This window comes from Lutibacter holmesii (genome assembly GCF_042679665.1).
Classification (GTDB): domain Bacteria; phylum Bacteroidota; class Bacteroidia; order Flavobacteriales; family Flavobacteriaceae; genus Lutibacter; species Lutibacter holmesii.
This window is the reverse complement of record NZ_JBHTMV010000003.1, coordinates 527919-552615: the sequence shown is the minus strand read 5'-3', so window position 1 is coordinate 552615 and position 24697 is coordinate 527919. Positions and strand designations below refer to the sequence as shown.

24 protein-coding genes and 2 tRNA genes are annotated in these 24697 nt (G+C 30.9%); 10 read left to right on the top strand and 16 right to left on the bottom strand.

Going from position 1 to position 24697, the window contains the following annotated elements; all coding sequences use genetic code 11:
- The first annotated feature begins 51 nt into the window (after nucleotides 1–51).
- The 5 genes from ACFQ5N_RS05220 (at nucleotide 52) to ACFQ5N_RS05200 (ending at nucleotide 4976) form a co-directional block, all read left to right on the top strand.
- Entirely contained in the window at nucleotides 52–2166 is a 2115-nt protein-coding gene (locus tag ACFQ5N_RS05220) for a thioredoxin domain-containing protein (protein WP_386808347.1), read from the top strand.
- A gap of 2 nt (nucleotides 2167–2168) precedes the next feature.
- Nucleotides 2169–2531: a DUF1304 domain-containing protein gene (locus ACFQ5N_RS05215; RefSeq protein ID WP_386808345.1), complete on the top strand. Its 363-nt coding sequence runs from the start codon at nucleotides 2169–2171 to the stop codon at nucleotides 2529–2531.
- Nucleotides 2532–2537: 6 nt separating this feature from the next.
- Nucleotides 2538–3365, top strand: coding sequence for a mechanosensitive ion channel family protein (locus tag ACFQ5N_RS05210; protein ID WP_386808343.1), 828 nt, complete (start codon nucleotides 2538–2540; stop codon nucleotides 3363–3365).
- A gap of 109 nt (nucleotides 3366–3474) precedes the next feature.
- Nucleotides 3475–4134 (top strand): hypothetical protein, encoded by a 660-nt coding sequence (locus ACFQ5N_RS05205; protein ID WP_386808341.1) that lies wholly within the window; start codon nucleotides 3475–3477, stop codon nucleotides 4132–4134.
- Nucleotides 4135–4295: 161 nt separating this feature from the next.
- The gene (locus tag ACFQ5N_RS05200) at nucleotides 4296–4976 is read left to right on the top strand and encodes a hypothetical protein (protein WP_386808339.1); all 681 of its coding nucleotides are present in this window, start codon (nucleotides 4296–4298) and stop codon (nucleotides 4974–4976) included.
- Here ACFQ5N_RS05200 and tsaB read toward each other — a convergent pair.
- The 9 genes from tsaB to cyoE all read right to left on the bottom strand — a co-directional run bounded on the left by tsaB (nucleotide 4968) and on the right by cyoE (nucleotide 12212).
- Nucleotides 4968–5648: a tRNA (adenosine(37)-N6)-threonylcarbamoyltransferase complex dimerization subunit type 1 TsaB gene (tsaB, locus tag ACFQ5N_RS05195; RefSeq protein ID WP_386808337.1), complete on the bottom strand. Its 681-nt coding sequence runs from the start codon at nucleotides 5646–5648 to the stop codon at nucleotides 4968–4970. The two genes, ACFQ5N_RS05200 and tsaB, sit on opposite strands and share 9 nt — an antisense overlap.
- Before the next feature lie 100 nt (nucleotides 5649–5748).
- Complete coding sequence (locus ACFQ5N_RS05190; RefSeq protein ID WP_386808334.1) at nucleotides 5749–7122, bottom strand: TolC family protein; 1374 nt, start codon at nucleotides 7120–7122, stop codon at nucleotides 5749–5751.
- A gap of 360 nt (nucleotides 7123–7482) precedes the next feature.
- Nucleotides 7483–7998, bottom strand: a complete 516-nt coding sequence (locus ACFQ5N_RS05185) for a DUF420 domain-containing protein (RefSeq protein WP_386808332.1) — start codon at nucleotides 7996–7998, stop codon at nucleotides 7483–7485.
- Nucleotides 7998–8627 (bottom strand): SCO family protein, encoded by a 630-nt coding sequence (locus ACFQ5N_RS05180; protein WP_386809025.1) that lies wholly within the window; start codon nucleotides 8625–8627, stop codon nucleotides 7998–8000. The genes ACFQ5N_RS05185 and ACFQ5N_RS05180 overlap by 1 nt, the downstream gene beginning before the upstream one ends.
- Nucleotide 8628: 1 nt before the next feature.
- Nucleotides 8629–9273, bottom strand: a complete 645-nt coding sequence (locus ACFQ5N_RS05175; RefSeq protein ID WP_386808330.1) for a hypothetical protein — start codon at nucleotides 9271–9273, stop codon at nucleotides 8629–8631.
- A gap of 65 nt (nucleotides 9274–9338) precedes the next feature.
- Entirely contained in the window at nucleotides 9339–9695 is a 357-nt protein-coding gene (locus ACFQ5N_RS05170; RefSeq protein ID WP_386808328.1) for a cytochrome C oxidase subunit IV family protein, read from the bottom strand.
- A 19-nt stretch (nucleotides 9696–9714) separates the two neighbouring features.
- Nucleotides 9715–10695, bottom strand: a complete 981-nt coding sequence (locus tag ACFQ5N_RS05165; protein WP_386808326.1) for a cytochrome c oxidase subunit 3 — start codon at nucleotides 10693–10695, stop codon at nucleotides 9715–9717.
- A gap of 59 nt (nucleotides 10696–10754) precedes the next feature.
- Nucleotides 10755–11336, bottom strand: coding sequence for a cytochrome c oxidase subunit 3 (locus ACFQ5N_RS05160; protein WP_386808324.1), 582 nt, complete (start codon nucleotides 11334–11336; stop codon nucleotides 10755–10757).
- A 3-nt stretch (nucleotides 11337–11339) separates the two neighbouring features.
- Nucleotides 11340–12212, bottom strand: a complete 873-nt coding sequence (gene cyoE, locus ACFQ5N_RS05155; RefSeq protein ID WP_386808323.1) for a heme o synthase — start codon at nucleotides 12210–12212, stop codon at nucleotides 11340–11342.
- Nucleotides 12213–12423: 211 nt separating this feature from the next.
- Here cyoE and ACFQ5N_RS05150 point away from each other — a divergent pair.
- From ACFQ5N_RS05150 to aqpZ, 5 genes are all read left to right on the top strand, one after another.
- Nucleotides 12424–12495, top strand: a tRNA-Gly gene (locus ACFQ5N_RS05150).
- A 24-nt stretch (nucleotides 12496–12519) separates the two neighbouring features.
- A tRNA-Leu gene (locus tag ACFQ5N_RS05145) sits at nucleotides 12520–12608 on the top strand.
- 370 nt (nucleotides 12609–12978) lie between these two features.
- Nucleotides 12979–16764: a chondroitinase-B domain-containing protein gene (locus ACFQ5N_RS05140; RefSeq protein ID WP_386808321.1), complete on the top strand. Its 3786-nt coding sequence runs from the start codon at nucleotides 12979–12981 to the stop codon at nucleotides 16762–16764.
- A gap of 206 nt (nucleotides 16765–16970) precedes the next feature.
- On the top strand, nucleotides 16971–17678 hold the full coding sequence (locus ACFQ5N_RS05135; RefSeq protein ID WP_386808320.1) for a hypothetical protein: 708 nt from the start codon (nucleotides 16971–16973) through the stop codon (nucleotides 17676–17678).
- Between the two features lie 139 nt (nucleotides 17679–17817).
- A complete protein-coding gene (gene aqpZ, locus ACFQ5N_RS05130; protein ID WP_386808318.1) occupies nucleotides 17818–18534 on the top strand; it encodes an aquaporin Z in 717 nt (238 codons plus the stop codon).
- A 156-nt stretch (nucleotides 18535–18690) separates the two neighbouring features.
- On the opposite strand, the gene ACFQ5N_RS05125 is transcribed toward aqpZ, so the two are convergent.
- The 7 genes from ACFQ5N_RS05125 to gcvH all read right to left on the bottom strand — a co-directional run bounded on the left by ACFQ5N_RS05125 (nucleotide 18691) and on the right by gcvH (nucleotide 24678).
- Nucleotides 18691–20751 (bottom strand): gliding motility protein RemB, encoded by a 2061-nt coding sequence (locus ACFQ5N_RS05125; RefSeq protein WP_386808316.1) that lies wholly within the window; start codon nucleotides 20749–20751, stop codon nucleotides 18691–18693.
- 9 nt (nucleotides 20752–20760) lie between these two features.
- Nucleotides 20761–21336 (bottom strand): acyltransferase, encoded by a 576-nt coding sequence (locus ACFQ5N_RS05120; protein WP_386808315.1) that lies wholly within the window; start codon nucleotides 21334–21336, stop codon nucleotides 20761–20763.
- A 1-nt stretch (nucleotide 21337) separates the two neighbouring features.
- Nucleotides 21338–22081: a deoxyribose-phosphate aldolase gene (deoC, locus tag ACFQ5N_RS05115; protein WP_386808314.1), complete on the bottom strand. Its 744-nt coding sequence runs from the start codon at nucleotides 22079–22081 to the stop codon at nucleotides 21338–21340.
- Nucleotides 22082–22190: 109 nt separating this feature from the next.
- Nucleotides 22191–22925, bottom strand: coding sequence for an energy transducer TonB (locus ACFQ5N_RS05110; RefSeq protein WP_386808313.1), 735 nt, complete (start codon nucleotides 22923–22925; stop codon nucleotides 22191–22193).
- A gap of 232 nt (nucleotides 22926–23157) precedes the next feature.
- The gene (locus ACFQ5N_RS05105) at nucleotides 23158–23877 is read right to left on the bottom strand and encodes an energy transducer TonB (protein ID WP_386808311.1); all 720 of its coding nucleotides are present in this window, start codon (nucleotides 23875–23877) and stop codon (nucleotides 23158–23160) included.
- 20 nt (nucleotides 23878–23897) lie between these two features.
- On the bottom strand, nucleotides 23898–24308 hold the full coding sequence (locus ACFQ5N_RS05100) for a VanZ family protein (protein ID WP_386808309.1): 411 nt from the start codon (nucleotides 24306–24308) through the stop codon (nucleotides 23898–23900).
- A complete protein-coding gene (gcvH, locus tag ACFQ5N_RS05095; protein WP_386808307.1) occupies nucleotides 24298–24678 on the bottom strand; it encodes a glycine cleavage system protein GcvH in 381 nt (126 codons plus the stop codon). The genes ACFQ5N_RS05100 and gcvH overlap by 11 nt, the downstream gene beginning before the upstream one ends.
- Nucleotides 24679–24697: the final 19 nt, after the last annotated feature.

Genomic DNA, 24697 nt, shown 5'->3' with positions numbered 1-24697 from the left:
AAGCACTAAAACCTTTATACTTTCATTATATTTAGCAAAACAATTTTCTAAATGAAAAAACTAATATTTACCTTATCAATACTTTGTATTATAAGTTGTAAAAATAACAATAAACCAAAAATGGAACACCACGCATATACCAATAGTTTAATAAATGAAACAAGCCCTTATTTATTGCAACACGCACACAATCCTGTAGACTGGATGGCTTGGAATAATGAGACTTTAGAACTTGCAAAAAAAGAAAACAAACTAATATTAATTTCAATTGGCTACTCATCTTGCCATTGGTGTCACGTAATGGAGCATGAAAGTTTTGAAAATGATTCTGTAGCAGCTGTTATGAATGAACATTTTATAAATATAAAAGTTGATAGAGAAGAACGCCCAGATATTGATCAAGTTTATATGAACGCTGTTCAATTAATGACAGGAAGAGGCGGTTGGCCTTTAAATTGTATTGCTTTACCTGACGGAAGACCGGTTTGGGGCGGCACCTATTTTCCAAAAGAAAACTGGATAAGTGCTTTGGAGCAACTAAGCAAAATGTATCAAGAAAAACCAGAGGAAATGATTTCTTATGCTGAAAAATTAACTGAAGGTGTACAAAATTCAGATTTGGTACATTTTAACAATGAAGCAACTAATTTTTCAGTAGTAGATTTAAACGCTACTATTGAAGAATGGACTGAAAATATGGATGCTGATTTAGGTGGAAAAAGAGGAGCTCCTAAGTTTCCAATGCCAAATAACTACCAATTTTTATTGAGATATGCCATTCAAGGAAACAATACTAAGATTTTAGATTACGTAAACACATCTCTTACACGTATGGCTTATGGTGGAATTTACGATCAAATTGGAGGTGGATTTTCACGATATTCAGTAGATATAAAATGGCATGTTCCTCATTTTGAAAAAATGTTATATGACAATGGACAACTTGTGAGTTTATATGCTGAAGCATATCAAGCCACAAAAAATGAGTTATACAAAAAAACAGTATATCAAACATTAGAATTTATTGAGCGAGAATTAACAACAAAAGAAGGAGCCTTTTATTCTTCATTAGATGCAGATAGTGTAAATAACGAAGGAACATTAGAAGAAGGTGCTTTTTACGTATGGAAATCATTAGAATTACAAGCTATTTTAAAAGATGACTATCAACTATTTGCAGATTACTACAACATTAACCATTATGGATATTGGGAACATGAAAATTATGTTTTAATTAGAAATAAATCAGACGAAGAAATTGCAGAAAAACATTCAATTTCAGTTTCAGAATTAAACCAAAAAGTTGACCAATGGAACAAAATTCTTTTGAAAGAACGCAATAAAAAAGAAAGACCTCGCTTAGATGATAAATCATTAACTTCTTGGAATGCATTAATGTTAAAAGGGTACATTAATGCTTATAGTGTTTTTAACGACCCTCATTTTTTAGATGTTGCCTTAAAAAACGCCAAATTTATATTGAGTAAACAATTGCAGGAAACAGGAAATTTAAACCATAGTTACAAAAATGGTAAAAGCACAATTAATGGCTATTTAGAAGATTACGCTACGGTAATTGATGCTTTTATTCTGTTATATGAAGCTACTTTAAATGAAGTTTGGCTAACAACCGCTAAACAATTAACCGATTATACTTTTGACCACTTTTTTGACGCAGATAAACATATGTTTTATTTCACATCAAATGAAGACACAAATTTAATAACTCGAAAAATGGAAATTGAAGACAATGTAATTCCGTCATCAAATTCTATTATGGCAAATAACTTATTTAAACTCAGCCATTATTATTCTAATAATTATTATTTAAAAGTGAGTACGCAAATGTTAAATAACATTAAAGAACGTACGCAACAATATGGCTCTGGTTATTCAAATTGGTTACAATTAATGTGTAACTTTTCAGGAGATTATTATGAAATTGCTATTTCAGGAAAAGAAGCATTTGAAAAATTAAAAGAAATTAACAAAAGTTATATTCCAAATAAATTAATAGCAGGGAGCACAACAAAAAGTAATTTACCTTTAATGGAAGGACGTTATACTGAAAATGAGACCTACATTTACATATGTGTTGATGGCGCTTGTAAACTTCCAGAAAAAGATACGCAACAAGCAATTAACACAATAAACATTGCATTTTAATTATGAAATACCTACAACTTTTTTTTGTTGCCTTAGTAGCTGCAGAGCATATTTACTTTATGATTTTAGAAATATTTTATTGGGACAAACCACGTGGTTTAAAAGCTTTTGGAAACACGCCCGAAGCAGCAAAAGCCACCAAGGTTTTAGCCAAAAATCAAGGGTTATATAATGGTTTTTTAGCAGCCGGTTTAATATGGTCATTAATCAATACAAATAATCCTTTGCAAATAGCATTATTCTTTTTAATTTGCGTTGCTATTGCAGGCTTGTATGGAGCATACACTACTAAACAACTAAAAATATTCTATGTTCAATTTATTCCTGCATTTATTGGAATTATTTTAACATTATTATTAAATTAAAAATCTATGGAAACAAAAGATTACACAGAAACTATTTTAAGCTTTATTCACGAATACAAATTGTTAGATTACGCTTTAAAATTAGCTTTTGCACTAGTTATACTAATTGTAGGACTTTGGTTAACTAAAAAAATTGTAAAAATTACTCAAAAATTAATGGATAAAAGAGGTGTTGACATTACACTTCAAAAATTCTTAGGAGATTTATTAAGTTGGGCTTTAAAAATATTAGTATTTATTACTGCTGTTTCACAAGTTGGAGTTGAAACTACTTCATTTGTAGCTATTTTAGGAGCCGCTGGTTTGGCTGTTGGTTTAGCACTTCAAGGTTCTTTAGCAAATTTTGCAGGTGGTGCATTAATTATGATTTTTAAACCTTTTAAAGTAGGTGATTTAATTGAAGCGCAAGGTGAAATTGGTGTTGTAAAAGAAATTCAAATTTTTGTTACAAAAATAACTTCTCCTGGAAACAAATTAGTAATTGTACCAAACGGAACATTATCTAATGGAAATATTAAAAACTATACTGAACTTGGTATGTTACGTGTAGACTTAACTTTTGGTGTTAGTTATGATGCCGACATTAAACAAACTAAAGAAGTTTTAATGGAAGTTTTAACATCTAATGATAAGGTTTTAAAAGATCCTGCTCCAGCTGTTTTAGTTTCTGAACTAGCTGATAGCTCTGTTAATTTTGCAGTTCGTCCTTGGGCAACTCCAGCAGATTATTGGGATGTTTACTTTTCAACAATTGAGGCTACTAAATATGCATTAGACAAAGCCGGTATTGAAATTCCTTACCCACACCAAGTTGAAATTAAAAAAGAAGCATAATTTTTTAATACTATTGAGTTTTACATTTATAACTCAACAACTTTTTAGAAAACTTAAAACAAATGGTATTTTTTTAAATACCATTTGTTTTATATAACATCTAAATTTTATGAAAGCGTCATATTTTAAATTAATTGTTGCACTCATAATTCTTCACAATTCAAACGTGTATTGCCAATACGTAAGTCCGCCATCACTTCAACATAAAACGGTTAAAAAAGGTAAATTTGATTTAAGCTATAAAGATTTGGTTGGAACAATTTATATTGATAACGAATATAAAATGGCCACATCTTCTATCTCTAAAACTGCATATAGCACACGTTATGATGCCTATCATGATCAAATGGAAATTGAGGTAGACAACAAACAATATTATTTACCTAAAACATTAAAATCTCAAGTTATTTTCAATAACAAAACCTATGAAGTATACCGCTATAATAATGAAAATTCATTTTTTAAAATAGGCTTTACATCTGCTAAAATTAAACTATTAATTAAGGAAACTATAAAGTTAAACCAAGAAGTTGAAAGCAACGGAATGGTTGCATACAAACCAAAAACCCTAAAACGAATAAAAGATCAATACTTTTACGCATTTGAAAATAGTGTAGCTTTCAAACTTCCAAAGAACAAGAAACATTTCTATGCGATTTTTAAAGAAAACTCAAAAACTATACAAAAGTTTGTAAAAACAACTAAATTAGACCTAAAAAACAATCAAGATTTGGTTAAAATTTTCAGTTATTATACTACTTTAAAGTAATTTACGTTTACATAAAAAAGGTTATTTTAATCAAACCAAAAATTAACATTCCAACAAATTCAAAAATTGAATTTACACGCTTAATATGTAATACTAAAAACAAGCTCAATTTATTTGGAATGATTATTGATAACTATTTAACCAACATTTAATATCTATTTATGAAAAATTTACTACTAAAAGCCTTTATAGTTTGTACTATTTTAGGAAGCAATGCTGCAATGAGCCAAGAAGTTGAAAACAATGAAACTATAAACATTTCAAGAAGTTTAACTTCGTTTGATTCAACATCAAAAAAATTAGTTGGAAGCAGCTATATTCAAAAAGAATTTTTACCTGCAAAAGTTATAGAAAGTGATGTAACATATGCCACTAGATTTAATGTGTACCAAGATGAAATGGAAATTAAAAAAGATGGTGAAGATTATTCTTTGCCAAAAACTTCTAATTATACCTTAGTTTTTCAAGGAACCAACAAAACTTACAGAGTATATAAATATATGGTTGAAAACACAGAGAAACCAGGTTTTTTTGTAGAACTATTTAAAGGAGATAAAATTATATTATTGTTAAAAGAACGTATTATACTTCAAGAAGAAGTTAAACCAAGTACTGGTTACGAAAAATACAAGCCACCAACATTAAAACACATAAAAGATAAATTATATATAGGTTATAAAAACAACACTACAGCAGAAGTACCTAGTAAGAAAAAAGATTTCTTTAATTTATTCTCAAGCAAATCTAGCGAAGTTGAAAAATTTGCAAAATCTAATCGTCTTGGAATTAAAGATCCTGAAGATGTAACTAAAATATTTAGCTATTACAATTCTTTAAAATAAATTCTTTTTAGATTTTATAGCTACAAAATCTTTTAAATAAAAAGGTTCAAAATAAGCGACATCTTCGATGTCGTTTTTTTTGTACTTTATAAATGACAATGCGCTCATTTCATTTGATGAAGGAAATTTACCTTCTAAAAAAATTGCATGCTCGTGTGTAATTACTCCTTTACATTTTTCAGCACCATCACCTAAAAAATAACATTTATTTTTATGTAAAACTTCTTGAAATGAACTTTCTGAAATAATCTCAGCTTCAATACCTCTAATTAGTGTAGTGCTTTCATTAAAAATACTACTATAAACCTCCATTCTTCTGGCATCTAAAAGAGGTATAATATAACCTTCAGAAATTGAAATAGATTGCGCAAGAGATTCTAAAGTATTAATTGCAATTAACGGTATATTTAACGCAAAACAAAGTCCTTTTGCTGCTGAAACTCCAATTCTTAATCCAGTATAAGATCCAGGACCTTTACTAACAGCCACAGCCTTTAAATCTGAAAATTCTACTTTTGCTTCTTTAAGAACTTCTTCAATAAATACATGTAATTTTTCAGCGTGTGAATAACCACCTTCATTAAATTCTCTTATCGCAATTGTTTTTCCTTCATTTGCTAAGCTAACAGAACAATTTTTTGTTGCTGTTTCTATGTTTAATATAAATGCCAATTCGTAAAATTTTAAAACACAAAGATACTTAATTTGAAAGCTATAAAACAAAACATCCAACGCAAAGGTTGGATGTTTCATTTAAATATTTAAAAAAATGTTATTCCATAACAATTGGAATTCCGTAATAATATTCTAATAATTTAGTTTTAAAAACAAAATTGTACTTCGCATTAATCATTGTAGATTGTGCATTTACCAATCTATTTCTAACTTGATCAAAATCATAAGAAGTCATAACTCCTGAATTGTAACTCTCTTGAGCATTTTTAAACAATTCTTCTTGCGCTTCTAAAGATTTCTCAGAAGATCTAAACTGGTCTAATGCTGCTTTTGCATCAGCATACGCTTTTTCTATACTTTCTCTAAGTTGTAATTGCTTATCTAATAATTGTAATTCAGTTCTTTTTTGATTTACAATAGCTCTATTTACATTTGATTTTGTTTGAAATTTATTAAAAATAGGAACACTTAAAGAAAATCCTAAGTTGTAACCCAAGTTATTTTTTAATTGCTCACCAAAACCATTATCAACCCACGTAATATTTGTTGGATCATCAGGATCAATTACAGGTCTTAAATCGTCTTCTCCTTTTGCGTGTTGATATGAAGTACCTAAACCTGCTCCAAATGAAAGTGTTGGTTGATAAGCTCCTTTTGCAATTTGAACATTTAACTCTGAACTTTCTACAGCAAGTTGAGCACTTTTAATTTCAGGCAAAATACTTACAGCTTTTTCAAAAATATCGTCAGTACTTGTATATTTTAATGATTCTGAAGTCATATCTAACAACACGTCTTCAACATCAAACCCTTTGTGTGAAATTTGTAATAATTGCGCTAAACTTAATAATGAAAGATCTAATGTGTTTTTTGCAGCAGTTAATTGTTGATTATTTGTAGCTAAAGTTGCTTCAGCCTCTAATAAAACGGCTCTTGCTTGTACTCCAGACTCTACCAATCCTTTAGATTTCTCAACTTGATTTTTACTTATTACAATTTGGTCTTCTGAAATTTTTAGGCTCTCTTTATTTAAAAGTACATTTAAATAAGAGTTAACAATAAATAACATAATGGTATTTTTGCTCTCTTCTAAATCGTAACCTGCAGCTTCTAAGTCTTTTTTGGCTTGTGCTAAAATATTTTTATTTCTATTACCGTTGTACAAATTAACTCCAGAATTTAATCCAAAGGTGTTACCACGTGTATCGTTAGAAATTCGAATACCTGTTTGTCCAATATAAGAACCAAAATTCCAGTTTTGACTTGCTGAACCGTACAGTGATGGATAAAAGTTTCCACGAGCTGTTAGTACATCTTCTTCAACAAGTTCAGCATTTAGTTCTTGTTGTTTAATTGAAATATTATTATCTAATGCGTATTGCACACATTCTTCTAACGTCCACTTTTTATCTTGAGCATTTACCGTAATAAAAAATACGAACGCTAACATTGTAATAATTTTTGTTCTCATTTAAGTAAGTTGAGTTTGATTAATTACTTCATTTTTAATATCACTAATTGGCTTAAATTTCAATAAATAATTTAAACTCTTTTTAGCTACTATTTTTATATGACGATTAAAATTATTATTTGTTACACTTTTAACCTCTTATAGAAACGTTAAATTTTGTTTTTCCTTTTATTCTTAATAATAAAGTACAACAATGCACCAACCAAAAGGTAGGGAAAGATCATTAAATACACTATTCCAGAATTAAGCCCTTCAGCTTGGGAAGGATCACCACTTTCAACCACAGCCTTACACATAGCACATTGTGCATTTGCCATTTGCATTAGCAACAAAAATACAATGAAGACTAGTTTTTTCATTTTAATAATAAGGTGAAATCATTACATACACAACTACACCACTTACGGCAACATATAACCACAACGGAAAAGTAATTCTTGCAATTTTTTTATGCAATTCAATATTATTTGTAATTCCTCTTACAAAAGTGATTAATACAAAAGGAATAACTGCAATAGACAATAATATATGAGAAATTAAAATAGCATAATACACGTAGGCAATAACACCCTCTCCTTCAAATTTTGTTGAATTTGAAGTCATATGGTAAGCCACATACAACACCAAAAATATAGCCGAAAAAGCAATTGCCAATTTCATTAATTTTTCATGTGCTTTTATATTTCCTCTTTTCACAGACAAAACAGCTGCTATTAAAACTACAGCGGTTAACGCGTTAATTGTTGCATAAATTGGCGGCAAAAAAACGGGCAATTCAACATCTAATTTTACACCAAATAAAATGGCAACTACCACCGGAATTGCAACAGATAAAATCACAATCCATTTGTTATATTTTTTTGAATTTGTTTCCATTACTCTTTTAATAAAATTGCAATATCTTCTATAATCATTTGTACGCCTTTTGGATCTAAACCATCATAAAAGGCAATTGGGTTTCCTAATTCATCTAATCTTGATCGAATATTTCCTTCTTTATCAATTAAAGCAAACATACCTGAGTGCTCAAAACCACCTTCAGCTTCACTATTTTCACCTGCAAATAACGTAAAACCTGTATTTGCTAATTGATAAATTACCTCTTGGTTACCTGTTAAAAAGTGCCAATTTTTTAAGGTAGCTCCGTGTGCATTTGCATAGGCTTTCAAAATTTCAGGAGTATCATGTTTTGGGTTAATACTAAATGATGCCAAACCAAAGTCTAAATTAGCATAATATTCATTTTGAATTTTCACCATATTCGCATTCATTTTTGGGCAAATTGTTGGACAGGTTGTAAAAAAGAACTCAACCACCCAAACTTTATCTTCATAAAAAGAATTTGAAATTAAATTTCCGTCTTGATTTGTAAATTCAAAATTGGGCACCTCTCCTATTTTTACCAAAGTTGGTGTTTGAAATTTGCTTACAATTTTTGGAACAGCATAAATACCAAATATTAAAATAATAAACGCAACTCCTATGTATGAATACTTTTTCATAATATTATATTTCTCTTTTTCTTCTGGCTTCTTTTTCAGCAGATTTTTTTAACTGATAATAAATAATTGAAATATCATCTTTCATTTTATTTTTTAAAACTGCTATAGATTTCATATTGTATCCGTATAATTTGCCATCTTCTGTATCGTCATCATCTTTTCTACCACGTAAACGCAATTTCCTATCAATTATATATGCATTATCTGAATACAAATTTTCATTTAATTGAAAAGGCGTATCAAAGCTATTAAAAAGAGTGTTGATTTGAGTTTTATTGGCATATATAAAACGCCAATTACTTGTATTTGTAAATGCTGAAAGTTCTTCAATAACACTTTTATACTGTTCTTGGGTGCCTTCGGGTAAAATTGCCACCATTTGAAAATAAGGCTTTTGATAAAAACGCTTGTAAATAGTTTCATTTAAATTGAAGACACTTCCTTTAGCGGTATTAATATCATTTCCTAAAAAACAAATTACAGATAAATGCTCATTAAAAGTAGCTGTTGAATCTCCTAAACTATGAATATCAACCACTTCTGAAGTTAAAATTGGCAAATTTGAATATTTATAAATTCCTTTTGAAAGAAAAATATAAAAGACCAATGGTAAAATAAATAAACTAAATAATACCCCAAATTTTTTCATATCACAAAGTTAAAATAAAAAAGGTGGTTAAAAACCACCTTTTTAAATAATGTTATTTCATTTTTTTAGTAGTTCCATTTTACCAAAGGACCTAAAACATCGTTTAAGTAACTTCCTTCAATTAACAGTAATGTTGACAAATAAATAACTAAGAATACTCCTGTCCAAACAACAGATCTTCTTAAACTTTTTGTTTCATCAGCCATATGCATAAAAAACCAAGTAATATAATATGCTTTTACCAATGTTAATACTAAAAATATAATGTTTAACGGGCTTGTACCAAAAATTGTAGTTAAGTGTAACATTTCAGGTTTCCAAATTCCTAAAGCAACTTCAACAATTGTTACTACAGAAAGTATAATAAAAACTTTCCAAATTAGCCAAGTATGTGATGTATGTTCCTGTGCGTGTGTTGTCATTTTTACAATATTTTAAAGATTAAACTAAGTAGAAGAAAGTGAATACAAATACCCAAACTAAGTCTACAAAGTGCCAATACAATCCAACTTTTTCAACCATTTCATAGCTTTTTCTTTTTTCATAAGTACCTATGACAACGTTGAAAAAGATAATAATATTGATAACAACTCCTGATAATACGTGAAATCCGTGGAACCCAGTAATAAAGAAAAAGAAATCTGCAAATAGCGTATTTCCATATTCGTTCACTTTTAAATTTGCACCAACAACAACTGCTTTTGCCTCATTTAAATAAGCCATTGCTTGTTCACGAGGAACAATTGTTTTTGTTTTAGTTTCAGTATTTAACTTTTCAGTTCTAATGGTTATTTCTGGGTTTGCTTCAAATCCTGCAATAACTTCATTTACTGTATATGCTGGTAATGCTGCTTCTTCAACAAACCATAAACCTTTACTTTTTGTATGCTGTGTTCTTTCTGAATGAGAAGATTTTGCAAAGCTCTCTAAAGCAACTTGATGTCCAGAGGCATCAACAAACTGAATTATTTTCCCATCGTTTAATTGTAAAGCTCCGTAAGAACCATTGATGAAGTTTTTCCATTCCCAAGCTTGTGACCCTAAGAAAATAATACCTCCAATTATAGTTAAAAACATATAAAAGGTAACTTTTGCTTTTTTTAGTTGGTGACCTGCATCAACAGCTAACACCATAGTTACTGATGAAAATATTAAAATAAAGGTCATTAACGCCACATAATACATAGGAGCGTGTGCACCGTGAGCAAATGGAAAGTGTGTAAATACTTCGTCAGCAATAGGCCAAGAATCGATAAATTTAAAACGCATTAAGCCATATGCGCCTAGAAAACCTGAAAAAGTAAGAGCGTCTGATAAAATGAAGAACCACATCATCATTTTACCGTAACCTGCACCTAATGGTTTATTGTTCCCTCCAGCCCAAGTTTGCGCACTGGATTTAGTAGCAATAGTTGCATCCATAAAGTTTGTATTTGAATTTTTAGTTAGTTATAGTTCCGCCAAAAATACATTTTTTTTTATTATCTAACCAAATAGAAGAAGAAAAACAAGTAAATCCACAGAATATCAACAAAATGCCAAAAAATTGCACCTAGTTCTAAACCTAAAAAATTGGTATTGGAATATTTACCTACAAGTTGATTATACAACACCACAACAAGTACTATTAACCCTGCAAAAATATGGGCTAAATGCGCCAATGTAATACCATAAATAAATGAAGATTTTACGGTACTTTGAGCTCCTGCAAAAACATAACCTGCGTTAAACATTTCATTAAAACCTTCAAACTGAAAATACACAAAACCAAGCCCTAAAACAAATGTAACTGCTAAAAAAGTTGTTGTTAATTGGCGGTTATTATTCTTAATAAAGTATTTTGCCAACATAAAAGTAATACTACTTAACACAATTAAAATAGTACTTGTGTAAAACGCTGTAGGCAAATCAAAAGAAACCCAATCAGTTCTTTTTCTACTCACTACATAAGCACTTGTTAATCCTGCAAACATCATAGTCATACTTATCATTGAAACCCACAACATAGGTTTTGCCGATTTACGTTTTGCTTGCTTGTATTCTTGTTCTAATGATTGTTTCATTTTTTAATGTAAAAATTTATCGATGACGTAAATAATTTGAATTAACGTAATATACAATACGCTTGACAGCATTAATTGACGCGCTTCTTTATTTGTTTGAAACTTGTACAATTTTATCGCATAGTACAACATTACACCTCCTAAAACAACTAAAATTACAGCTGTTAATGGATAAATATAAAAACTACCTGTTTTTTGTAATACTGGAATTATAGAAACTATAATTAAACAAACAGTATAAATAATAATTTGAATAACAGCCTTCTTATTTTTTTGCCCCATAGGCATTAAATTAAAGCCTGCTTTTTTATACTCATCATATTGCAACCAAGCAATTGCCCAAAAATGAGGGAACTGCCAAAAAAACTGAATTAAAAATAACATTCCTGGCTCTATAGAAAAGTCATTTGTAGCAGCAACCCAACCTAACATAAAAGGTATAGCTCCTGGAATTGCACCAACAAAAACAGCTAATGGTGTAACCGATTTTAATGGTGTGTACACACTGGTATACAAAAAAATAGAAATTGCCCCAAATAAAGCACTTTTAGGATTTATACTATATAAAATAGCTAAACCAACAATTGTAAAGGAAACTGCAACCACTAACGCCATAGAAACATGCATTCTGCCAGTTGGTAATGGCCTGTTCATAGTACGTTTCATTAAAGCATCAGTATCTTTTTCAATAATTTGATTAAATGCATTGGAAGCACCTACCATTAAATAACCACCAATTGCCAATAAAACTAAAATAGAGTATTGAATTTCATCAACAGCTAAAAGATATCCTGCCAAAGATGAAAATACCACACTTAATGATAATCCTACTTTTGTTAATTGTTTAAAATCATTAAAAACTAAAGAAAAATTCATTTTTTTATGGATAGAGTTTGATTTTATCTGCATTAATTTGAATTAAATTGCTACAAAGATATTTTATTATTACACATTTACAACCTTATAATAAGGAGATTAAGAAAAAGTTTTAAAAAAAATTAAAAAAAGCCTTTGTAGTTTGTATAATTGTGTTAAATTTGCACTCGCATTTGGGAATAACAAGTGCCACGATCATTAAAATATGACTGCGAAAGTAGCTCAGGGGTAGAGCATCACCTTGCCAAGGTGAGGGTCGCGGGTTCAAATCCCGTCTTTCGCTCTACAACATATAAAAAATACCAATGCTCGAGTGGTGGAATTGGTAGACACGCTGGACTTAAAATCCAGTGGACTGTAAGGTCCGTATGGGTTCAAGTCCCATCTCGAGTACCAAGAAAATCCGTAACAAACTTTTAATTAAGCAGTTACGGATTTCTTATTTTTATAATACATCTTCAAAAACTACATAAAATACGTTCATTTAGGAATACTTTTACACCCTTTATCAATTACTTTTTTCTATATAAAATAACTTCAAATTAACTGACAAATTACTCCTTTATATAATTGGTAAAATAAAAATTATTTAATAATTTGGTAAACCAAATTGGTAAACCAAAAAAACATGGATAAAAAACTACATTTCAAACATTTAACTCTTTGCGACTCCGCAAATAAAAAAACTTTTCTCAAGCCTACTCTCACAAATTTAGTAGGTAATAAAAGTAATTCTCTATTAAAATCGTTATCATTTTATTTAGTTATGATAACTTTTTTATTGTTTACACAAACTACATTTTCACAAACAGTATATTATATTGATGATCCAGAAAAATTAGAAGATCAAACTTATGTTCCTGGAGATACAATTATATTATTAAATGGTGTTTATGATACTGATGAGCGTATAACGTTTATTGGAGATGGTACTGAAGATGCCCCAATTACTTTTAGAGCTGAATCACCAGGTGGTGTAATTTTCACTGGAGGTTTAAAAATGAATATTGGTGGTGATTACGTTGTTGTTGATGGTTTTCACTGGAAAGGCGGATATGGAGCCAGTAACTTTATACAATTTAGAGATGGATATGATTACGCCAACCACAGTACTATGCAAAATTGTGCAATTGATGGTTTAGGCGTTGAACCTGATGAATTAGCAGAAGATTTAGCTGACGGTCAAATTTCAAAACACCGCTGGATTGTACTTTACGGAACATATAACACCGTAATAAACTGTACATTTATGAATAAAGTTACTTCAGGAGCTTTAATTCTTGGAGAATATTCTTACAATGCATTCCCTGCTGGTGATGATGGAGTAAACGAAAGTTGTAATGTAGTTGGACACCGTATAATGAACAACTATTTTTATAATTTCGAAAAAATGGATGACCTTTATGCTGAGTATGGAGGTGATTCTTTATCAAATGCAGGAGATTGTGAAACTATTCGATTAGGTACTAGTTCATATCAAATGGTAAATAGTAATTCTGTTGTTAGCAATAACTATTTTGTGAAATCTGACGGTGAAAATGAAATTATCACCAACAAAAGTAAAGGTAACACCTATACAAACAACACATTTAGAAGTTGTAGAGGATCTTTAGTACTTAGACACGGTTCTTATGGAACCATAGAAGGTAACTACTTTTTAGGTGAAAATGTTGATGGAACAGGAGGTATTAGAATTACAGATAGTTACCACTCAATTACCAATAATTATATTCAAGATTGTACTGCTGTTATAAACGCTGCTAAGTGGAACAATGGTATTACATTTATTGGTGGTAGCGCTAATAATGATGTTGCTTGTACTTCTGACGATGTTTCGAATGGCTATCAAAAAACTGTAGGTATAACCGTTTCAAACAATTCAATAGTAAACACAAATGCACCTTTATATTATAATAACGATAAAGGTTCAACTGATCCAACTGGGTCAGTAACAAATAATTTAATTTATTTTGCAGATGGAAATCAGAATGTTTCCGAAGTTATTTCTGGAGATGTTGATAACGCTTATGAAAACCTAGGAACTGCATTATCATATTCTGGAAATGTTTATACAGGAACAACTTTAGGTGCAACAAACACAGGTTTTTCTGAAGACACAGGAATTACAGCTACTGCAAGTGGTGAAATTTTCACATTTTCAGGTGCAAATGGTAAAGGAGCAGATATGGGCGCTTACAAACCTACAACTGATGATATGGTAGGTTATGGAATTGGAGCTTGCTTTTTAGATTTTACAGGATCAAACATTACTGATGGAGATTGTACTATTGAAATTATTGAATCAATTTCTGTTGGAGTATTATCAAAAGTTTCTGCAGATGCTGGTAACTATGATGTTACCGTAACAGCAAACGTAGGTTGGACTGCAGAGTCTAATGATTCTTGGATTACAATAGATCCTAGTGAAGGAACAGGAAATGCAACAGTAGTTGTTTCTGTTACTGAAAATGTTGAAAAAGTTGAAAGAACCGGTACTGTAACGTTCACTCAAGTTCCAGGAGGTGATGATATTGTAAAAACATTAACTGTGAATCAAGAAGCTGCAGACGTAACAGCTGGACTTACACTTATTAATGACGGAACAGACAATGACAATGTTGTTGTGCACTCTGTTTTCCATGAAGAAATAACCGATACAAAAAATAATATTGCCATAAATAGTTTAGATAAAAACACTGGCACACAATGGTCTGGTAATAATGCCATAGATGCTGCAGACATGAATCCAGGAACAAATGTTGGTGAAATTATTTACGACTTAGGCGGAAGCTTTGATTTACAGTTAGTAGATTATATGGCTACAAATGGTAAAACTTATGAATTTCAAATTTTAGTATCATCTACAACTACAGATGATAACGCTTTTACAAACCCTTTTGGAGCAGATAATTTAGAATGTGCTACTGAAGATAGTGAATTCACACATTTCTTATTACCATCAGCTGCAACAGCAACTAAATACGTGAAAATAATTGGTTATGGACAACCAAAGAGACCAAGTACTTGGAATACAATTGTTGAAATTGAATTTTATGGCACACTATTAGACACTGAAGGAGATGATGATAATGATGGCGTAATGAATAACGTTGATTTATGTCCAAACACTGCTGCAGGTGCAGCTGTTGATGCAAACGGATGTTCTGCAGACCAACAAGATGATGATAACGACGGCGTGCAAAATGGCGATGATATATGTCCTGATACTCCAGAAGGAGAAGATGTAAATGATTCAGGTTGTTCTGATAGTCAAATTGATGATGATAATGACGGTGTTATGAACAATGTTGATTTATGTCCTGACACTGCTGCAGGTGAAGCTGTTGATGCAAACGGATGTTCTGCAGACCAACAAGATGATGACAACGACGGCGTGCAAAATGGCGATGATATATGTCCTGATACTCCAGAAGGAGAAGATGTAAACGATTCAGGTTGTTCTGATAGTCAAATTGATGATGATAATGATGGTGTAATGAATAACGTTGATGCCTGTCCAAACACTCCTGCGGGTGAAGCAGTTGACGCAACCGGATGTGCAGATAGCCAGTTAGATGACGATGGTGATGGTGTTATGAATAATGTAGACCAATGTCCAAATACACCTGCCGGAGAAGCAGTTGATACTGACGGATGTGGAGACAGTCAATTAGATGATGATGGTGATGGTGTAATGAACAATGTAGACCAATGTCCTGAAACTCCAGCAGGAGAAGCAGTTGATACTGACGGATGTGGAGACAGCCAATTAGATGATGACGGTGATGGTGTAATGAATAACATGGATCAATGTCCAAGTACACCAGCAGGAACAACAGTAAATTCAGTAGGTTGTTTTACACTTTCTTCAACTAACTTTAGCATTGAAACAGTTGGTGAAAGTTGCCCAGGAAAATCAAATGGAAAAATTATAATTACAGCAACTGAAAGCTTTAACTATAAAGTTACTATTGACAATGTGTTATACAACTTTACAGATGTTTTAGAAATTGAGAATTTAGCTCCAAGCAGCTATGATTTCTGCATTTCAGTAGAAAACGAAACCTATGAGCAATGTTTTACAGCAAATATTGTAGAAGGTATCTCAATTTTAGCAAAAGCTAATGTTAAATCAAATAAAGCAAGTATAACAATTTCACAAGGAACTGCTCCATTTAACATATTTGTAAATGGTAAAGAAGTTTTTGAAACAATGGATTCAACTTTCTCTGTAGATGTAGCAAATGGCGATTCAATTGAAGTAAAAACAAGTGTAGATTGTGAAGGTGTATTCGCGAAAGAAATTGATTTATTTGAGAATATGACAGCATATCCAAACCCAACAACTGGAAGTTTTGAAATAGGAATCCCTGTAGCTCAAAATGAAGTTATTATTGAATTGTATAACATGCAGTCACAATTAATTTCATCTAAAAGTTACACAGTTAAATACGGTAAGGTATCATTAAACATTGAAAGCTTAAAAACTGGAATGTACTTTGCTAAAATTAAATTAGAAAAACCACAAACTATAAAAATTATGAAAAAATAGTTTAGGTAACTAATAAAATTCTACACAAACTAATTTTTAGTTTTGTGTATGTAATTCCCCAATATTATAAACTTATATTTTATAGTATTGGGGAATTTTTTATCTATTAGGAAAATCTATTTCATATACAACAATGTTATACATTATTTTAGTATGTTTGTTGAAATATAAAAGTCTAAATAACTTATTTTATAAAAATATCAATTATGAAAAAATTAATATACGCATTAACATTTTTAACAATTTCTACATTATTTTATAGCTGTGCAAGCAGTATTAATGTTGTTAATAAATGGACTGCAGAAAACTCTGAAGGAACTTTAAAAGACAAAAATATATTAGTAATTGCAAGAGCTGCAAATGAGAAGGTTAGAATGGCTTTTGAAGATGAAATGGCAAAACAATTAAGAGCTAAAGGTTTTAATGCTACAGAAAGCTATAAAAAACACCCAAACCTTAAGAGTGATCAAAAAATGACTGCCGAAAAAAAAGTTAAAGTTAAAAAAGTTTTAGAAGAAGAAGGTTATAATAGCGTTGTGTTAAGTGTTTTAAAAGACAAACTTGAAAACATAAAATCAACCGAAGGAGGTGGTTATTACGCAGGACAATCGTTAAAATCATATTACCCTCCATATATTCCAGTATATTCTTATGGATTCTATGGTGGATATGGATTCTCTTCAGGATACCTTTACAATACAAAAACATACCAAGATTATGGTACATATGTTGAATCTTCTGTAGAAACTGAAACAACAAATAGTTATGTTTTAGAAACCCTAGCGTATAATTTAGAATTAGCTGAAGACAAACAATTAGTAGCATATGTTACCACAAGAATTGATGAGCCAGATAACTATAAAAGTGCAGCAAAAGGAAATACACAAAAAATATTAGAAAGTTTTAAAAAATAAAATTCTATTTCTTTAAAAAAAGGGCTACTTGATATATCAAGTAGCCCTTTTTTTTGATTTACCTCACTAAAAATTTAAAAAATAATTTTCCTAAATTCATTATAAACACCTAAATTTGAGTAACTAACAACTATTTTGGTTGTTAACAACTCAAACTTTAAAATTTATGAAAAAATTAGTAGCCGAATTTATCGGGACATTATGGTTAGTATTAGGTGGATGTGGTAGCGCTGTTTTAGCAGCTGGTTACCCAGAATTAGGAATTGGATTTGTAGGTGTAGCTTTTGCTTTTGGTTTAACTGTTTTAACCATGGCGTATGCAATTGGGCATATTTCAGGTTGCCATTTAAATCCAGCAGTTTCAATAGGACTTTGGGTAGGCGGACGATTTGATAAAAAAGAATTGATTCCATACATCATAGCACAAGTATTAGGTGGAATTGCAGGTGCTGGTATTTTATACTTAATTGCAACAGGAAAAGAAGGTTTTAGCCTTAGCAGTGGCTTTGCAGCAAATGGGTATGGAGAACACTCACCAGATGGATACGTTATGGTTTCAGCGTTAGTAACTGAAATTGTAATGACTTTTATGTTTCTAATCATTATTTTAGGAGCTACACATTCAAAAGCTCCAAAAGGCTTTGGTGGTTTAGCAATAGGTCTTGGACTAACACTTATTCATTTAATTAGTATTCCTGTAACTAACACTTCTGTAAACCCTGCTCGTAGTACTAGTCAGGCCATATTTGTTGGTGATTGGGCTACAAGTCAGTTATGGTTATTTTGGGTAGCACCTATTATTGGAGCTGTAATAGCTGGTTTGGTATACAAATTTATATCTCCTGAAACTGAATAACTTCATTTTAATTCTATATAAAAAAAAGAGGCAATTAGCCTCTTTTTTTTATATAGAATTGGTTTTTAGCAAAATGGGAAACATTAAGTAATATTCTTTTAGCTTAACTAAAACAGTACAACTAACAACCTTTAAAAAGAATATTTTTACAGTATTTTAAAAATCGAAATACCAATTAAATAAATCTGCCTTTAAACCAATTGAAACCCAAGTAGAGTTTGAATTGTACACATTTTCAGTATTTATGGTAGGCTGAAAGTTTCTATAAGCAACTCGCCCATATAACTTTAAATTAGTAGCAGGGTTTATTAAGTAGCCCGCTTGAACTTCACCAATAAAAACATTTGCTTTATTACCTTGCCCTATTGAATTTCCATAATCAGATGCTCTGTCATCATTATCTCTAAATATATCTCCTCCATAGCTGTAAGAGTCGGCAGTTGTATTATAATCAAAACCTTTGGTTCCAATAACTGCTTTTGCATCAAAAAACCATCGGTCAAAAGAATAACGACCAATTGCAACAAACTCTCTAAAATTGGAACCCCATAAATGAGCCATTGGTTGATTGTTATGACCAAAATTATAGTTCAACTCATCATGCGAATAAGTGTAAGGTCTTACTGAATTAAATTCAGCTTGTAAATACAATTTATCAATATTGAAGGCATTGAAATATTTAGCCCCTAATTGAAATCCAAATTTATTAGCCCACCAACCACTACTACTTGTAATTTCAGAAGTTCTTAATTCATCTAATACTAATTGGCCGTATAAAGAGAAATTATCAAATTTATACTTCAAATTCATTCCAAGCAATACATTTCCTGCACGAGAACCAGTAGAGAACTCAACAGCTGTATAAAATATAATTGGGTTCAAATAATTCACATCAAAACCTCTCCCATTGGTATCATCCCAAATAACTGTTTCAAACAATCCAATATTAAATTTCTTTGTAACGTTCCAACTTAAATAATGAAGTGACATAAATTTTTGTTTATAAGCTCCATCAACTGTTAATTCAGGGCGTACATCTTGTCCCCACATCCAAATATTGGTGTATTTAATTTTCCAAAAACTGGTGTTAATTTTAAAAAAAGGTAAAGGCGAAGCCACATCTGAAAGCAATAATGAGCGATACCCATCACCAATAAAATTTTTCCCATTTCCAAATTGAAAACTAAAGTGTTTATTAGGTGAATATGATAAATATGCTTCAGCAACCGGATAATCGTACGCATCAGACTTATATTCTTTTGCAATTCCTCGGCCAGGAATTAACGCCGGATTACCACCATCAGGTTTAATAAGTTCAGCATATTCATTAAAATATTTGGCAAACCTTCCTTGGCTTTCATAAAAAGTAGTGGAGAAATTAAATTTCTTACCAATTCCACCATTAATTTGAAGTGCGCGTGTATTATTAAAAGTATTCACACCTTCACTATCTTTTCCAATTTGTAAATCAAGAGGTAAATCTAAAGTAAACCAAAAATCTTTCCCTTGAACATTCACCAAATGCTCATTCCAAAGTTTACGTCCAACCCAAGTTTTTCTATCATGTAACAATGTTGTTTTTTGGGCATCTAAATCTAAATACGGCATAACTTCTGAATACATATATGGCTTCATAGATGTATGCGTATTAGCACCACTATTTAAATATTCTTCAAATTCATTGTATGCTGAATGCACAAAAGGAACATTTAACTCGCTACGATGCTCTGGAAATAATGCCTTTTTTTGAGAAAAAATTACGGTGTCTTTTTCAACTAACTCAATTTTTGAAGCTACAACTACCTCTATTTCTTCATTTAAATTATCTTCTAATGGTATTTTTAGAGGTAAAACAAACTGCATTTCTACAGCATGATTGTTATATTTTGCCGGTACAATTGTAGGTAGCGTTAAAAACACACGCTCAATTTCAGTTTTCAATTCTTTGTAAGGTGAATTCACATAAATCAACTTAAAATCACCGTTGGTAGTAACTACAAAAACAGTATTTAAAGTTCCCTTATAATTTTCATTTAAAACAACTTCAGGCACTTTAAATTCACTAATTACAGCATTTTTAATCTCGTATTTAAAACAGTTTGACATTTGATCTACTGAAGTAGAATCACAAGCATCAAAAACAGGATATTTTTCCATTTGGGAATAACCTGACAATGAACATAATAAAATTAAAAAGATTAAAACTGTTTTATTCATATGGGGTAATTACTGAATTTTAATAACTTCATTATTCTTTAATTGATATTTTTGGCCGCTCTCAAAACAAGTAGCCTCACCGTTTTCATCAAAATTTAAACGATGTCCGTACTCACTAACCCATCCTATTTGCTTTGAAGGATTACCCATAACCAATGCGTAAGGCGGTACAGGTTTTGTAACCACTGTACCAGCACCAATTAGAGCATATGCACCAATTTCATTTCCACAAATAATAGTTGCATTTGCACCAATACTTGCTCCCTTTTTTACTAATGTTGGTTGGTATTTATCTCTTCTAATTATTGCGCTTCTAGGATTTATAATATTGGTAAAAACCATTGAAGGTCCTAAAAACACATCATCTTCACAAATAACTCCCGTATAAATAGAAACATTATTTTGAACTTTTACATTGTTACCTAAAACAACATTAGGCGAAACTACCACATTTTGACCAAGATTACAGGATTTACCAATTGTAGCATTTTGCATAATATGACTAAAATGCCAAATTTTAGTTGCCTCTCCTATTTTACATCCTTCATCAATAACAGCAGTTTCGTGCGCAAAATAACTTTTCATACTAGTATCCTTCTGCGGCTTGACCTCCATCGGCAATAGATTTTGCAGATGAAGTTCCAATTCTAGTTACACCTAAGTTCACCATTTTTACGGCATCGTCATAATTACGAACACCTCCTGCAGCTTTTGCTGGTAGTGGCTTTGCGTTTTCTACAATCAGTTCCATTGCTTCAAAAGTAGCACCATTTGGTTTTCCATCTTCAGTTTTATAAAACCCTGTTGAAGACTTCACAAATACGTTTGACGCTTGTTCTTCTCCAAATTTTTCTAAAACAATATCTCTTATTAACTGGGTTAACACAACAATTTCTTCATTAGTTAGGGCAGCAATTTCAATAATCCACTTCACAACTTTTCCTGCTTCAAGCCCTAATTTACTCCCTTTATAAACTTCAGCTTTCACTAAATTAATTTGCCCGCTTTTAAAAGCTTCATAATTTATAACATAATCTAATTCATCAACATTAGCATCAATGGCTTTTTGTGCTTCAATTAGCTTTTCACTTGTTTCATTTGTTCCCTCGTGAAATCCAATAACTGTCCCAATTAACACCTCTGAGTTGGCTTTTTCAACCATTTCTTTAGCCATAGCAACAAACTTTGGACGAATCATTGCTAATTTGAAATTATTCTCAATACACTCGTTTACTAAATTTACAACCTGTTCTTTTGTTGCTTCTTCAGAAATATTTGCTTGTTCAGCTGTTTTTAAATAAGTTGAATCTAAATATTGATTGATATTCATTTGTGATAGTTTTTTGTTGAAAGTAAAAAATACATCACAAATATAATGTATTAATTAGCAAAACAACATAAAAAAATCCTGCAGTTGCAGGATTTTGAGTTAAGCTTATTTATTCAATTCTAAAGGTTATTGGTAATGCATATTTTACTCCCACCGGCATACCTCTTTGTTTCCCTGGAATCATTTTTGGCAATGAATTTACCACTCTAATAGCTTCAGTTTGTAGTCTTTTATGAGGTGCTCTTGCTTTAACATCAACAATATCACCATTTTTATCAATTCTAAACATTACAAATATTTTTTGAATACTTCCTCTTGGCAACCCAAGATCTGCAGCTAAATGAGGATTAAATTCTTTATTAACTAACTTTGAAACCTTTCGAGAAAAACAAGCTCTTAATTCTTCATTTGTACCTGTACAACCTGGAAATATTGGTACATTTTCAATAACCATAAATGGAACATCTTCAACAACCTCTTCAACCTCTTCAATTTCAACAACTTCATTCTCTATATCAGCAACTATTATTGCTTCAGACTCATCAGTTTCAGTAGATTCAATTATTGTTTCATTAACTTCCACTTCGTCATCAACCTTTAATATTTTATCAGGAATAACAGACTGAACAACTTTTGGTGGAACAATTTCAATTTTTTTAAATTCAACAATTTGCTCGTTATCATCAACGGCAACAAACGTACCTACAAGCTCTTTCACTTCTTTTGGGTACGATTTAAGTTCTATAGATTCATAAACTATAAAAAGGGATAAAACTAAACCTAATTGCATTAATATTTTACTGTAATTCTCAAGAGCGGCATGTGGATATTTTTTAACTTGCATAACTTTATTTGTTAAGTGAAACAAGAACATTAAAAAGTAAACTGTATAATTAACAGTCAAAAGCACCGCAAGGTTTGGGTGAGTTTCGTTAAGAATTTAAAATTCGCCTTGCATTAAAAGATCATATTAAAGTTACAACTTTTATGAATTAATTGCAATAAATAGTAAGGATAGTTCATAAAAAAACCCAATCATAAAAATGATTGGGTTTTAACTTTGTATATTTTAAAGCTTACTCTACTTTAAAAGCAATTGGTAAACTATATTTTACACCTACTGGACGTCCACGTTGTTTACCTGGAGTCATTTTAGGTAATAATTTTACAACTCTAATAGCTTCTTCTTGTAACCTTTTGTGAGGTGCACGTGCCATTACATCAGTAATATTACCACTTTTATCAATTTTAAACATTACAAAAATACGCTTAATCCCTGGAGATAAACCTAAATCTGATGCTAATTCAGAATTAAACTTTCTATTTACGTGTTTTGTAATTTTTTCTTGTAAACAAGCTCTTAACTTTGCTTTGTTTCCTTTACAACCAGGGTAAACTGGTACATCTTCAATAATTGCAAAAGGTACGTCTTCTTCAACTTCTTCAACTTCTTCTATCTCAACAATCTCTTCAACTTCAACAGCTTCGTCCTCATCAGTTTCAGTAGACTCAATTACTGTCTCTTCAACTTCAACCTCATCTTCAACAACTTCAATTTTATCTGGTGTTGGTGGTGGTGGAGTTTTAACCTCTGGCGGCTTAATTTGTTCAATTTCTACTGTTTGCTCCTCATCTTCCATATTTAAAACTACGGGACCAAGATCTGCAATTACTCTATCATACGTCTTTTTTTCAATGGCTAAATACACCACTAAAAGTGCTAACACTAGACCTAACTGCATAAATATCTTTGTGTAGTTTTCTAGGTTTGCTTTTGGATTTTTTTTGATTTGCATCTGTTTATTTTTATAGTTCGCTAATTTAATAATTTTAATATAACTTTTGCAAGAATATTTTTTATTTCATTTAATTTTTTTTGTAAAAAGTATACAAAAACAATAAATGCTGTTGAAACCCCGATAAAATTGGCTAAAACATCATAAATATCAGCTTGCCTTTGGTTTGTTATTGCTCCTTGTAACACCTCAATAATTATGCCATAAACAAATACTAAAAAAGCAATTGAAAAGGCATTCTTTAATGATGTCCTACTAATTTTTACACCTATTAGCCAACTAGTTGTCAGTAAAAAATATGCAGAAGTATGCACAATCTTGTCAAAATAGGTTAACTTAGGAACACCTGCATTAGGTATTGATGTTAAACTTCCAACTGTAATAAATACTGTAAAAAAAAGGGCGATATAAAAAAAATAATTACGCGCCAATTAACTCTTTATAATCATCAGCTGAAAGTAAACTTTCTAATTCCGACTCATCAGAAAGCTCAATTTTAATCATCCAACCTTCTCCATACGGGTCTGAATTTACTTTTTCAGGTTCATCTTCTAAACCTTCGTTAAATTCAATTACTTCACCAGAAAGAGGCATAAATAAATCTGACACTGTTTTTACAGCTTCTACTGATCCAAAAACTTCATCTTTACTTACAGTTTCATCTACGGTATCAACATCAACATATACAATATCTCCCAATTCACTTTGGGCAAAATTTGTAATTCCTACAGTTGCTATATTACCTTCTATACTTACCCATTCATGGTCTTTTGTATATTTTAAATTTGCTGGTATACTCATTATTCTAAATTTATTGTTG

What these genes read in the sequence shown, in the direction of transcription:
- ACFQ5N_RS05220 (WP_386808347.1), top strand. Translation starts at nt 52, where the DNA reads ATGAAAAAACTAATATTTACCTTATCAATACTTTGTATTATAAGTTGT.
- ACFQ5N_RS05215 (WP_386808345.1), top strand. Translation starts at nt 2,169, where the DNA reads ATGAAATACCTACAACTTTTTTTTGTTGCCTTAGTAGCTGCAGAGCAT.
- ACFQ5N_RS05210 (WP_386808343.1), top strand. Translation starts at nt 2,538, where the DNA reads ATGGAAACAAAAGATTACACAGAAACTATTTTAAGCTTTATTCACGAA.
- ACFQ5N_RS05205 (WP_386808341.1), top strand. Translation starts at nt 3,475, where the DNA reads ATGAAAGCGTCATATTTTAAATTAATTGTTGCACTCATAATTCTTCAC.
- ACFQ5N_RS05200 (WP_386808339.1), top strand. Translation starts at nt 4,296, where the DNA reads ATGAAAAATTTACTACTAAAAGCCTTTATAGTTTGTACTATTTTAGGA.
- ACFQ5N_RS05190 (WP_386808334.1), bottom strand. Translation starts at nt 7,122, where the DNA reads ATGAGAACAAAAATTATTACAATGTTAGCGTTCGTATTTTTTATTACG.
- ACFQ5N_RS05185 (WP_386808332.1), bottom strand. Translation starts at nt 7,998, where the DNA reads ATGGAAACAAATTCAAAAAAATATAACAAATGGATTGTGATTTTATCT.
- ACFQ5N_RS05175 (WP_386808330.1), bottom strand. Translation starts at nt 9,273, where the DNA reads ATGAAAAAATTTGGGGTATTATTTAGTTTATTTATTTTACCATTGGTC.
- ACFQ5N_RS05170 (WP_386808328.1), bottom strand. Translation starts at nt 9,695, where the DNA reads ATGACAACACACGCACAGGAACATACATCACATACTTGGCTAATTTGG.
- ACFQ5N_RS05165 (WP_386808326.1), bottom strand. Translation starts at nt 10,695, where the DNA reads ATGGATGCAACTATTGCTACTAAATCCAGTGCGCAAACTTGGGCTGGA.
- ACFQ5N_RS05160 (WP_386808324.1), bottom strand. Translation starts at nt 11,336, where the DNA reads ATGAAACAATCATTAGAACAAGAATACAAGCAAGCAAAACGTAAATCG.
- cyoE (WP_386808323.1), bottom strand. Translation starts at nt 12,212, where the DNA reads ATGAATTTTTCTTTAGTTTTTAATGATTTTAAACAATTAACAAAAGTA.
- ACFQ5N_RS05140 (WP_386808321.1), top strand. Translation starts at nt 12,979, where the DNA reads ATGATAACTTTTTTATTGTTTACACAAACTACATTTTCACAAACAGTA.
- ACFQ5N_RS05135 (WP_386808320.1), top strand. Translation starts at nt 16,971, where the DNA reads ATGAAAAAATTAATATACGCATTAACATTTTTAACAATTTCTACATTA.
- ACFQ5N_RS05125 (WP_386808316.1), bottom strand. Translation starts at nt 20,751, where the DNA reads ATGAATAAAACAGTTTTAATCTTTTTAATTTTATTATGTTCATTGTCA.
- ACFQ5N_RS05120 (WP_386808315.1), bottom strand. Translation starts at nt 21,336, where the DNA reads ATGAAAAGTTATTTTGCGCACGAAACTGCTGTTATTGATGAAGGATGT.
- deoC (WP_386808314.1), bottom strand. Translation starts at nt 22,081, where the DNA reads ATGAATATCAATCAATATTTAGATTCAACTTATTTAAAAACAGCTGAA.
- ACFQ5N_RS05110 (WP_386808313.1), bottom strand. Translation starts at nt 22,925, where the DNA reads ATGCAAGTTAAAAAATATCCACATGCCGCTCTTGAGAATTACAGTAAA.
- ACFQ5N_RS05105 (WP_386808311.1), bottom strand. Translation starts at nt 23,877, where the DNA reads ATGCAAATCAAAAAAAATCCAAAAGCAAACCTAGAAAACTACACAAAG.
- gcvH (WP_386808307.1), bottom strand. Translation starts at nt 24,678, where the DNA reads ATGAGTATACCAGCAAATTTAAAATATACAAAAGACCATGAATGGGTA.